The organism is Kineococcus vitellinus, from assembly GCF_009906315.1.
Lineage (GTDB): Bacteria > Actinomycetota > Actinomycetes > Actinomycetales > Kineococcaceae > Kineococcus > Kineococcus vitellinus.
On record NZ_JAAALL010000147.1, the window covers coordinates 1 to 10,906 of the forward strand.

Annotated in this window: 10 protein-coding genes; 6 read left to right on the forward strand and 4 right to left on the reverse strand. The window is 75.2% G+C overall.

Translation table 11 applies throughout. The features are described 5' to 3' along the window. Positions 1 to 16: 16 nt before the first annotated feature. Genes GTQ99_RS13580 through GTQ99_RS13590 form a run of 3 tightly spaced genes read left to right on the forward strand, consistent with a single transcriptional unit; the run spans position 17 to position 2,822 of the window. Positions 17 to 1,117, forward strand: a complete 1,101-nt coding sequence (locus GTQ99_RS13580) for an ABC transporter substrate-binding protein (RefSeq protein ID WP_166616270.1) — start codon at positions 17 to 19, stop codon at positions 1,115 to 1,117. Continuing rightward, complete coding sequence (locus GTQ99_RS13585; RefSeq protein ID WP_166616271.1) at positions 1,114 to 2,163, forward strand: LLM class flavin-dependent oxidoreductase; 1,050 nt, start codon at positions 1,114 to 1,116, stop codon at positions 2,161 to 2,163. The genes GTQ99_RS13580 and GTQ99_RS13585 overlap by 4 nt, the downstream gene beginning before the upstream one ends. Beyond that, positions 2,160 to 2,822: an isochorismatase family protein gene (locus GTQ99_RS13590; protein ID WP_166616272.1), complete on the forward strand. Its 663-nt coding sequence runs from the start codon at positions 2,160 to 2,162 to the stop codon at positions 2,820 to 2,822. Before GTQ99_RS13585 ends, GTQ99_RS13590 begins: the two co-directional genes overlap by 4 nt. On the opposite strand, the gene GTQ99_RS13595 is transcribed toward GTQ99_RS13590, so the two are convergent. Further along, positions 2,795 to 3,370, reverse strand: coding sequence for a hypothetical protein (locus GTQ99_RS13595; RefSeq protein ID WP_166616273.1), 576 nt, complete (start codon positions 3,368 to 3,370; stop codon positions 2,795 to 2,797). The two genes, GTQ99_RS13590 and GTQ99_RS13595, sit on opposite strands and share 28 nt — an antisense overlap. 191 nt (positions 3,371 to 3,561) lie before the next feature. Between GTQ99_RS13595 and hrpA the strand changes: the two genes are divergently transcribed. Beyond that, positions 3,562 to 7,731, forward strand: coding sequence for an ATP-dependent RNA helicase HrpA (gene hrpA / locus GTQ99_RS13600; protein ID WP_166616274.1), 4,170 nt, complete (start codon positions 3,562 to 3,564; stop codon positions 7,729 to 7,731). A gap of 133 nt (positions 7,732 to 7,864) precedes the next feature. Beyond that, complete coding sequence (locus tag GTQ99_RS13605) at positions 7,865 to 8,284, forward strand: Hsp20/alpha crystallin family protein (RefSeq protein ID WP_166616275.1); 420 nt, start codon at positions 7,865 to 7,867, stop codon at positions 8,282 to 8,284. 81 nt (positions 8,285 to 8,365) lie between these two features. Here the strand turns inward: GTQ99_RS13605 and GTQ99_RS13610 are convergent, their stop codons facing one another. The 3 genes from GTQ99_RS13610 to GTQ99_RS13620 form a co-directional block, all read right to left on the reverse strand. Further along, positions 8,366 to 9,118, reverse strand: a complete 753-nt coding sequence (locus tag GTQ99_RS13610) for an SDR family NAD(P)-dependent oxidoreductase (protein ID WP_166616276.1) — start codon at positions 9,116 to 9,118, stop codon at positions 8,366 to 8,368. A gap of 81 nt (positions 9,119 to 9,199) precedes the next feature. Further along, on the reverse strand, positions 9,200 to 9,808 hold the full coding sequence (locus GTQ99_RS13615; RefSeq protein WP_166616277.1) for a hypothetical protein: 609 nt from the start codon (positions 9,806 to 9,808) through the stop codon (positions 9,200 to 9,202). Next, positions 9,805 to 10,068 carry a hypothetical protein gene (locus GTQ99_RS13620; protein ID WP_166616278.1) on the reverse strand — a complete coding sequence of 88 codons (264 nt, stop codon included), beginning with the start codon at positions 10,066 to 10,068 and terminating at the stop codon, positions 9,805 to 9,807. The genes GTQ99_RS13615 and GTQ99_RS13620 overlap by 4 nt, the downstream gene beginning before the upstream one ends. Positions 10,069 to 10,198: 130 nt before the next feature. Here GTQ99_RS13620 and clsA point away from each other — a divergent pair, with 130 nt between their 5' ends. Beyond that, positions 10,199 to 10,762 carry a cardiolipin synthase ClsA gene (gene clsA, locus GTQ99_RS13625; RefSeq protein ID WP_338074982.1) on the forward strand — a complete coding sequence of 188 codons (564 nt, stop codon included), beginning with the start codon at positions 10,199 to 10,201 and terminating at the stop codon, positions 10,760 to 10,762. The last annotated feature ends 144 nt before the right edge of the window (positions 10,763 to 10,906 follow it).

Genomic DNA, 10,906 nt, shown 5'->3' on the forward strand with positions numbered 1-10,906 from the left:
ACCCTGGAGGAGCCCCGTGACCCGCCTGCGCACCGCCCTCGCCCTCGGCGCCACCGCGGCCCTGCTGCTCGCCGGCTGCTCCGGCTCCGACGGCGACGGGGGCACCGCCGCGCCCGGGGAGGGCCGCGGGTCGGCCGTCTCGGCCGAGCGGTGCGCGGCCAACGAGGCGGCCGGGCGGATCACCTACGTCACCGGCTACCAGTACCAGGCCTCGGCGAGCATCCTCGACCCGATCGCGGCGCAGGCGCTGGGCTACTTCGACGCCCTCTGCCTCGACGTGCAGATCCAGCCGGGCACCGGCGAGACGGCGCAGAACGCCCAGCTCGTCGCGGCCGGCACCGCGCAGATCTCCTCGATGAGCGGGAACTCCGACGTCCTGGTCAACGTGGCCAACGGCGTCGACGTGAAGGCGGTCGCGCTGTTCGGGCACGTGCCCATCGCCACCCTCATGACGGGGCCGGGGATCACCGACCTGAAGCAGCTGGAGGGGACGACGCTGGGGCAGAAGGGGGCGCTGCCCGTCGCGATCGAGGGCATGCTGCGCGCCGCCGACGTCGACGTCGACGCGATCACCCAGGTCGTCGTGGGCTTCGACCCGACGGTGCTGGTGCGCGGGCAGGTGCAGTCGCTCACCGGCTACAAGTCCAACGAGCCGCTCACCCTGGCGGCGCTGGGCGAGGAGGTCACCCAGTGGAACCCCGAGGACCGCGGCGTCCCCGGCTCCATCGCCACGACCATCGTCAACCCGGGGTTCCTGGCCGAGCACCGCGGCGCCGTGGAGGACTTCCTGCGCGCGCAGCTGAAGGCGTACCGCTACTGCGAGGCCTCCGAGGAGCAGGCCGCCGAGTGCGTCGGCCACGCCGCCGAGCAGGCCCAGGCCGGGTACGACACCGAGCACAACGTGCAGGTCTGGCGGACGGAGGCGCGCCTCGTCGACGACTCGCTGCCCGCCGGGCAGGTGCTGGGGCAGATCGACGAGGCCTCGGTGCGCACCGAGGGCGACTTCCTCGTGCGCATGGGCCAGGTCCCCGCCGCGCCGGACCCGGCCTCCCTGGTCGACGCCGACCTCGTGCCCTCGCTGTACGCCGACGGCGACCTCGTGTGGCCCGTCCCGTGAGCGGGCGCGAGTACGGCGTCTTCCTGCCCGTCGGCAACGGCGGCTGGATCATGTCCGAGACGGCGCCGCACCCGGAGGCGACCTGGGCCTACAACCGCGAGGCCGCGCTGGCCGCCGAGCGCATCGGGCTGGACTTCGTGATGTCCATGGCCAAGTGGCGCGGGTACGGCGGGAGCACCGACCACTGGGGCCGCACGCTGGAGTCGATGACCCTGACGGCGGCGCTGGCCGAGGCCACCGAGCGGGTCCAGCTGTGGGCGACGGTGCACACCAACCTCTTCCACCCGGCGGTGGTGGCCAAGGTGTTCGCCACCCTGGACCAGGTCTCCGGCGGGCGGTGCGGGATGAACGTCGTCGTCGGCGCCTACGAGCACGAGTTCTCCCAGATGGGGCAGTGGCGCGCCGACCTGACCCACGACGACCGCTACCGCTACACCGAGGAGTGGCTGCGGCTGGTCGAGCGGTTGTGGAGCGAGGACTCCGTCAGCGCGAACGGGGAGTTCTTCACCCTGGACGACTGCCAGTCGCGCCCGCACCCCTCGCGGCGCCCCACCGTCATCGCGGCCGGCCGCTCGCCGGCCGGCACGCGCTTCCAGGCGGCCCACTGCGACGGCTCCTTCCTCACCGCCGAGGACCTGCCGGGGCTGCGCACGGCCAGCCGGGAGGTGAAGGCGCTCGCGGCCGAGCACGGCCGCTCGATCAAGACGTACGCCATGCTCACCGTCGTCCTCGACGAGACCGATGCCGCCGCGCAGCGCCGCTTCGCCGAGTACGGGCGCGGCTACGACGCGGAGGCCATCACGCGCATGAAGCTGTCGTGGGGGCTGCCGCTGGAGCGGGCGATGTCGATGACCGCCGGCGACGAGGCGCACGAGGCGTTCCAGACGGCGGTCGTCGTCGGCGGGCCGCAGACGGTGGTGGAGCAGGTCGCCCAGCAGGTGCACGAGGCCGAGCTGGACGGGCTGATGCTCGTCTTCCCCGACTACCTGCGCGACACCGAGCCCTTCGGCGAGCTCGTCCTGCCGGGCCTGCGGGCGGCGGGGTGAGCGAGCAGCGGCTGGCGGCGCTGCGCGGCCTGCGCGGTGCGCTGCTCGTCGTCGACGTGCAGCGCTCCTTCGCCGACCCCGCGCACCTGACCCACCTCGACGACGACGCGCGCTCGCGCACGGCGGCCGCCGTCGAGCGGACCGCGGAGGCGCTCGCGGCCGCCCGCGCCGGCGGCACCGAGGTGGTGTGGGTGCAGCTGCGGGTCCCGCCGGACCAGCCGTGGGCGGCCTCGAACTGGCTGCGGGGCCTGGGGCCCGGCGACCCCTGGCCGAACGAGTGGGAGCCCTGCGTGGAGGGCACCAGCGGGGTCGAGTGGTACGCGCTCGCCCCGGCGCCCGGGGAGGCCGTCGTCCCCAAGCGCACCTACGACGCCTTCGCCGGCACGGGCCTGGCGCGGCTGCTGCGCGAGCGCGGCGTCGAGTGGGTCGCGGTCGCCGGCCTGACGAGCGACTGCTGCGTGCTGGAGACGGCCGGCAGCGCCTTCACGCACGGCTTCCGCGTGCTCGTCCTCGCCGACGCCACGGCCGCGGAGGACCGGCGCGCCCACGACGCCGCGCTGCTGCTGCTGTCGCTGCACAGCGCCGTCGTCGTCGACGTGGCGGCCGTGCGGGGGTTGTGGGGGGCGCCCGGTCAGGCGGTCGGCGCGGGGAAGGAGTAGGCGAGGCGCTGGCGGGCGGAGGTCGTGGCGGTGGCCTCGCCGGCGAAGGTGTAGCGCACCGACCGCACGCCCTGCACCTGGTAGCGGTGGAAGCCGGCGACGGTGCCGGCCGGGCAGCGCACCTGCTGCAGGTCGCCCGCGCGGTCGCGCAGGACGTTCTTGAACACCACGCTCGCGTCGACGGTGCTCGTGGTCGCGGAGGCCTCGACGACGGTGTCGACGAACTCGCCGCTGTTGTACCAGGGGACGCCGTCCAGCGAGCCGGTGAGCACCTGCCCGAAGCGGACCGCGGTGCCGCGCACGACCTCGCCGTCGCGGAAGCAGGCGGCGTCCAGGCGCCCGCTGATCACCGACTCGACGTAGCTGAGGTCGGCGGAGGCGGGGACGGTGCTGCGCACGACGAGGCCGTCGCCGACGGCGACGACGCGGCTGCTCAGCCGGTCGGCCGGGGCGGCGGCGGCCGGAGCGGCGGCGGCGGCGACCGTGCCCGCGCCCAGGGCGACGGCGGCAGCGGCGGCGCCGAGGGTGCGGCGGACGGTGGGGCGCACGGATGCGGTCATGGTAGTTCCCCCTGCGGAGTTCGGTCGTCGCTCTGAGTGACCATCCAGGCCAGTGTGGCCCGTCCGGGTGGGCCGCGTCCGTGGTCGGGCGGATCCACCCCTCCATCGGCGCAACGCATCGTCACTGAATGCTCCGAACGGGTGATGTGTCCGGGCGGGCACCTAGACTCTGCGTCGTCATGTCGAGGTCTTCTGAGCGCCGTCCGCGCCGGTCCCACCGTCCACCCGCGGCGACGCTGCCCGACGACCCGCGCGTGCAGGCCCTCGCGCAGCGCCTGGGCGCGGTGTCGCTGCGCGACGAGGACCGGCTGCGCCGCCGCCTGGCGGTCCTGGCCCGCGGTGAGCGCCCGCTCGAGGCCGCCCTCGCCGAGGTCGAGGCGCAGACCGCCGCCGCCGAGGCCCGCGCCGCCGCGCGCGCGGCCACGGTGCCCGCCGTCGCCTACCCCGAGCAGCTGCCCGTCAGCCAGGAGAAGGACCGCATCGCCGCCGCGCTGCGCGAGCACCAGGTCGTCGTGGTCGCCGGCGAGACGGGCTCGGGCAAGACGACCCAGCTGCCGAAGATCTGCCTGGAGATCGGCCGCGGCGTGCGCGGGCGCATCGGGCACACCCAGCCCCGGCGCATCGCCGCCCGTGCCGTCGCCGAGCGCGTGGCCGACGAGCTGGGCACCGAGCTGGGCGGCCTGGTCGGCTACGCGGTCCGCTTCACCGACACCGTCGGCGAGGGCAGCCTCGTCAAGGTCATGACCGACGGCATCCTGCTCGCCGAGATCCAGCGCGACCCCGAGCTGCTGCAGTACGACACGCTCATCGTCGACGAGGCGCACGAGCGCAGCCTCACCATCGACTTCCTGCTGGGCTACCTCGCCCAGCTGCTGCCGCGCCGCCCCGACCTCAAGCTCGTCATCACCTCCGCCACCATCGACCCGCAGCGCTTCTCCCGGCACTTCGGCGGGGCGCCCGTGCTCGAGGTCTCCGGGCGCACCTACCCCGTCGAGGTCCGCTACCGCCCGCTGCTGGCCGAGGAGCTGGCGGCCGAGCTCGCCGGCGACGGCGCGGGGGACGAGGACGGCCGCGACGGCGGTGGCGACGGTGACGACGGCGGGGCGGGCGAGGGGCTCGACGAGCAGGACGCGCTGCCGGTCGACGACCGCGACCAGACCGAGGGGATCCTCGACGCCGTCCGCGAGCTCGCCGCCGAGGGGCCCGGCGACATCCTCGTCTTCCTGCCCGGGGAGCGGGAGATCCGCGACACCGCCGACGCCCTCGAGGACCTGGTGCGCCGCCGCGAGCTGCGCGAGCTCGAGGTCGTCCCGCTGTTCGCGCGGCTGAGCGCCGAGGAGCAGCACCGGGTCTTCCGCCCCCACGCCGGGCGGCGGGTCGTGCTGTCCACCAACGTCGCCGAGACCTCGCTGACCGTCCCGGGGATCCGCTACGTCGTCGACGTCGGCACCGCGCGCATCTCCCGCTACAGCCACCGCACCAAGGTGCAGCGGCTGCCCGTGGAGAAGGTCTCGCAGGCCTCGGCGAACCAGCGCGCCGGCCGCTGCGGGCGCGTGGCCGACGGCATCTGCATCCGGCTGTACTCCCAGGCCGACTTCGAGTCCCGCCCGGAGTTCACCGACCCCGAGATCCTGCGCACCAACCTCGCCGCGGTCATCCTGCAGATGACCTCCCTGGGCCTGGGCGACATCGCCGCCTTCCCGTTCGTGGAACCGCCGGAGGCGCGCAGCATCGCCGACGGCCTGGCCCTGCTGGCCGAGCTCGGCGCGATCGAGGGCGCCCGGCCGGGCGACCGGGGGGTGCCGCGGCTGACCCGCACCGGCCGCGACCTGGCCCGCCTGCCCATCGACCCCCGGCTGGGCCGCATGGTCCTGGAGGCGCAGCGCAACGGCTGCCTGCACGACGTCCTCGTCGTCGTGGCCGCCCTGTCGGTGCAGGACCCGCGCGAGCGCCCGCTGGAGCAGCGCGACCGCGCCGCGCAGCTGCACGCCCGCTTCCGCCACGAGCAGTCGGACTTCCTCACCTACCTCAACCTGTGGGCCTACCTGCAGCACCTGCAGCGGGAGCTGTCCTCCTCGGCGTTCCGGCGCCGGGTGAAGGCGGAGATGCTGCACCACCTGCGCATCCGCGAGTGGCAGGACACCTACTCGCAGCTGCGGCGCGTCGTGCGCGACCTGCGCTTCGAGGTCCGCGCCCCCGAGCTCGGCGAGCCGGAGGAGGGGGAGCTGTTCCCCGCACCCGGCTACGACGCCGACGGCGTGCACCGCTCGCTGCTGGCCGGGCTGCTGGGCAACATCGGCCTCAAGGACGTCCGCGAGGAGGGCCGCGGCCGGCGCGAGGGCGGGCGCCGCGAACCGCAGCGCCCCGCCCAGCAGGAGTACCTCGGCGCCCGCGGGGCGAAGTTCGCGATCTTCCCCGGTTCCGCGCTCGGGCGGCGCAACCCCGACTGGGTCGTGGCCGCCGAGCTCGTGGAGACCTCGCGGCTGTGGGCGCGGGTGGCCGCCGCGATCGACCCGCGCTGGATCGAGCCGCTGGCCGAGCACGTCGTCAAGCGCAACCACTCCGAGCCCCGCTGGTCGCGCAAGCGGGCCGCGGTCGTGGCCACCGAGCGCGTCACCCTCTACGGCGTGCCGATCGTGGCCGGGCGCACCGTCGCCTACGGCGGCATCGACCCGGAGACCTCGCGGGAGCTGTTCATCCGGCACGCCCTCGTCGAGGGCGACTTCGAGACCCGCCACGAGTTCTTCTCCCGCAACCGCGAGCTGCTGGAGGAGGCCGAGGAGCTGGAGAACCGCGCCCGCCGCCGCGACATCGTCGTCGACGACGAGGTGCTGTTCGCCTTCTACGACGCCCGCATCCCCGCCGACGTCGTCTCCGGCCGCCACTTCGACGCCTGGTGGAAGACCGAGCGGCGCACCCGCCCCGACCTGCTGACCTTCGACCCGGCGATGCTCGTCGCCGACGACCCGGGCATCAGCGAGGAGCGCTTCCCGCTCAGCTGGCGCCAGGGGGACCTGGACCTCGCGCTGTCCTACGTCTTCGACCCCGGCTCGCCGCTGGACGGGGTGACCGTCGACGTGCCCGTGGAGGTCGTCAACCGCTTCGACGACCGCGACCTGCTGTGGCAGGTGCCGGGTTTCCGCCACGACATGGTCACCGCGCTGCTGCGCTCGCTGCCCAAGCAGCTGCGCAAGAACCTCGTGCCCGCACCGGACGTCGCGGCGCGGTTCCTGGAGCGCGTCACCCCGCGCGCCGAGCCGTTCTGGACGGCCTTCGAGCGCGAGATGCCGAGGCTGGGCGACGGCACGGAGGTGTACGCCGAGGACGTGGACTGGACGAAGGTGCCCGCGCACCTGCGGCCCTCCTTCCGCGTCGTCGGCGCCGACGGTGCGGTCCTGGCGCAGGGCCGGGACTTCCCGCGGCTGCGGGCCGCGCTGGAGACCGAGGTCGTGGCCACGCTCACCGAGGCCGCCGACGAGGTGCAGCGCACCGGGGCGCGCTCGTGGGCCGAGCTGCCCGAGGAGGTCCCGGCCACCCACACCAGCGTCCGGCGCGGCACCGACGTGACGTCCTACCCGGCGCTGGTCGACGAGGGCGCCACCGTGGGCCTGCGCACGTTCGCCACCCCGGGGCAGGCGCAGGCCGAGCACCGCGCCGGGGTGCTGCGGCTGCTGCTGCTCACGCTGCCCTCGCCCGTGCGGGCGGTGCAGGCCGGCCTGCCCAACGACGCCAAGCTGCTGCTGGCGCGGGCGCCCCACGGCAGCGCCGCCGCCGTCCTGGAGGACTGCGTGCGCGCCGCCGCCGACGCGCTGCTGGAGCAGGCCGGTGGCGCGGGGGTGCGCACCGGCGCCGCGTTCGCCGAGCTGGCCCGCACCGTCGGCGCGCGCCTGCCGGAGCTCACGGCGAGCACCGTGGACCGCGCGCTGCGGGTGCTGCGCTCGGCGGCCGGCGTCGAGCGCGCGATCTCGCGCACCACCAGCCTGGCGCTGGTGCCCTCGCTGGCCGACGTCCGCGAGCAGTTCACCGGGCTCGTGCACGCCGGGTTCGTCGCCGAGACGGGGGTGGATCGGCTGCCGGACCTGCTGCGCTACCTGCAGGGGATCACCCGCCGGCTGGAGACGATGCCGGACAACCCCCAGCGCGACCGGGTGCGGATGGCCGAGTTCTCCCGGGTCCGCGACGAGTACGCGAGCCGGCTGCGCCGCGCCGGCACCCCGGTGCCGCCGGAGCTGGCGCGCGTGCGCTGGACGCTGGAGGAGCTGCGGCTTCAGAAGTTCGCCCAGGGCGTCCCGACGGCCCACCCGGTGAGCGACGAGCGCGTCCTGAAGGCCCTCGCGGAGTTCGGCTGAGGGAGTTCGGCTGAGGCGTTCCCGGAGGTCTTGCGCACGCCCCGCGCGAGTGCTACATAGAAACCGTGCCGACGGGTCGGCCGGCGGCACGAGCGGTAGCGCATCTTCCTGTCTCGCAGTGGAGGTGGTTCCCATGCTGATGCGCACTGACCCCTTCCGGGAACTCGACCGGATCACCCAGCAGGTGTTCGGCACGGCAGCCCGCCCGACGGCGATGCCGATGGACGCCTGGCGCTCCGGGGACGAGTTCGTCGTCGAGTTCGACCTGCCGGGCGTCGACCCGGCGGGCGTGGAGCTGGACGTGGAGCGCAACGTGCTCACCGTGCGCGCGCAGCGCCCGGTGGCCGAGGGCCCGCACGAGATGGTCGCCGCCGAGCGCCCGCGCGGTGTCTTCAGCCGCCAGCTCATCCTCGGCGACAACCTCGACGCCGAGCGCATCTCGGCGAACTACCACGCGGGGGTGCTGACGCTGCGCGTCCCGGTGGCCGAGCGGGCCAAGCCGCGGCGCATCACGGTCGAGACGTCCGAGCAACCGCAGGCCATCGGCTCCTGACGGGTGCACCGCCGCCAGGTGGCACCCGAGGCGTTCCCGGCCCGTCGGCCGACGGGCCGGGAACGCTCACCTCCCGCCGGGTCAGCGCGCGGTGTACCCGCCGTCGACGAGGTGGTAGGAGCCGGTGATGAAGCTCGCGCCGTCGCTCAGCAGGAACGCGGTGAGCGCGGCGACCTCCTCGGGGGTGCCGAGGCGGCCCAGCGCGTGCTGGGCGGCCAGGGCGGCCTGGGCGTCGGCGGGCAGGTTGGCGTCCACGAGCGGGGTGTGGACGAACCCCGGGCCGACCGCGTTCACCCGCACGCCCTGGGGGGAGTGCTCCAGGGCGGCGCTCTTGGTCAGGCCGACGACGGCGTGCTTGGCGGCGACGTAGGCGCTGGAGCCGGCGATGCCGACGCTGCCCAGCACGGAGGCCATGTTGACGATCGCGCCGCCGCCGGCGGCGACCATCGCGGGCACCTGCGCCCGCAGGCCGTAGAAGACGGCGTTGAGGTTCACCTGGATGACCCGGTGCCAGCTCTCCAGGGAGTAGCCGGCGACGGGGGCCGCCTCGCCGCCGATGCCGGCGTTGTTGACGGCGGCCCGCAGCGGGCCCATCGCGCCGGCCGCCGCGACCATCGCCTCGTGCACGGCCGGGTCGGCCACGTCGCCGGCGAAGGCGCGCGCGGTGCCCCCGGCGGCGGTGATCTCGTCGACGACGCGCTGGGCGGTCTCCTCGCGCAGGTCGGCGACGAGCACGGCCGCCCCGCCGGCGGCCAGCGCCAGGGCGACGGCGCGGCCGATGCCGGAGGCGCCTCCGGTGACGATCGCGGAACGGTCCTGCAGGTCCTCGGGCATCTCGGTCCCCTCCATCTGTGCGACACGTGTCGGACAACGAGGGGGATGCTACGCCCGCCGCCGGTCCGCGGGGTCCGGTCCTCAGGGTTCGGCCGGCAGGTCCAGCGGGCGCTTCCAGTACCCCCACGGGAACGTCGTGCCCTTGACCAGGGTCCAGCCCTGCTCGGTCAGGCGCCGGCGCGCGGCGGGGTTCCACGGCTGGCGCAGGTGCTCCCACTGGTGCTCGGAGGCCTCGACGAGGTGGTAGAGCGTGCCGTAGTCGACGACGTGCCAGCCGCGGCGGCCCTCGCGGGCGAGGACCTCCATCTCGTCGAAGGCCGTCAGCGGGGTGAGCACCCGGCGCACCGCCCCGTCCGCCCCGGGCGCCGCCTCCTGGCCCGGGGTGCCGGAGCGCTGGCCGAAGCGCTGCTGCGCCGCCTGCTTGCTGACGCCGAGCAGGGTGCCGATGGTGTCCCAGCGGTGCCCGGCCGAGCGGGCCGCGTCGATGGAGGCGCGCAGCAGCCGGCTGGTCTCCTCGGCGGCCACCTTGCTCGCCGTCACCAGCTCCAGCGTCGCGTCGGGGTCGCCCCCGGGCTGCGGGGTGCCGGCGGCCTCGACGACGGCGGCCTCGATGCGCTCGCGCAGCTGGACCAGCGCCTGCCGGCGGGCGCTCGCGCCGTCGGCGCCGGTGCCCTGCTCCAGCGCGGTCACCGGGCGTCCGGGCGGTCGCGGGGGAGGGGCTCGAGGCCGTCGAGGGCCTCCTGGTCGCGCTGCGCCGCGCGGGCCGCGGCGCCCTGGGTGCGCAGCGCCACCCCGGCGACGACGGCGCCGCCGAGGGTGACGAGCAGGAGGAGGACGGTGCGCCACCAGGTGTCCGGCAGGGTCGTCAGGCACAGGGCGACGGCCAGGGGGATGAAGGCCGGCAGCAGGAGCAGGCGGCCGGCGGGGGGCTTCTCGGGCGATGCGCTCATGTCGTCAAGGATGTCTTGACGGCTGGATGTTGTCAAGGATTTCTTGACGGCTCCGGGTGATCAGGGCACGTAGGGTGGACGCCCAGGACCAGCGGGGGGTGGTGGCGCCGTGGTGGCGGCAGGTGAGCAGGTGGTCAGCACCCGGGTGCTCACGGTGCCCAACGCGCTGAGCGCCCTGCGGCTGCTGCTCGTGCCCGTCTTCGCCGTGCTCATCGTGCGCGGCCACGACGGCTGGGCGCTGCTCGTGCTCGCCGTCAGCGGCGCCAGCGACTACCTCGACGGCCTCCTCGCCCGCCGCTGGGACCAGGTCACGCGGCTGGGGCAGGTGCTCGACCCCTTCGCCGACCGCCTCTACATCCTCACCACGCTGCTCGGCCTGGCCTACCGCGGGCTCGTGCCGTGGTGGCTGGTCGTCGTGCTCGTCGCCCGCGACGTGCTGCTCGCCTGCACGGTGCCGTTCCTGGCCGCCCTCGGCCACAGCGTCCTGCCCGTGCACTTCCTCGGCAAGGCCGGCACGTTCTGCCTGCTCTACGCCTTCCCGCTGCTGCTGCTCGGCGAGGTCGCGCACTCGGTGGCCGAGGTCGCGGGCGCGCTGGGCTGGGCGTTCGCCCTGTGGGGCACGGGCCTGTACTGGTGGGCCGGCGTCCTCTACGTCCAGCAGGTGGTGCAGCTGTGGCGCGCCGAGCGCCGGTGAGCGGGGCGCCGGTGAGCGGGACGGGCGGGCCCCCGGAGCGCCCGCGCGACCCGGCCGCCAGCACGGCCCTGCTCACCGAGGTCATGCAGCGCCCGCTGGACCCCGGCTACGCCGCCGCGGCGGCGTAGCCGGGGTCCAGCGGGC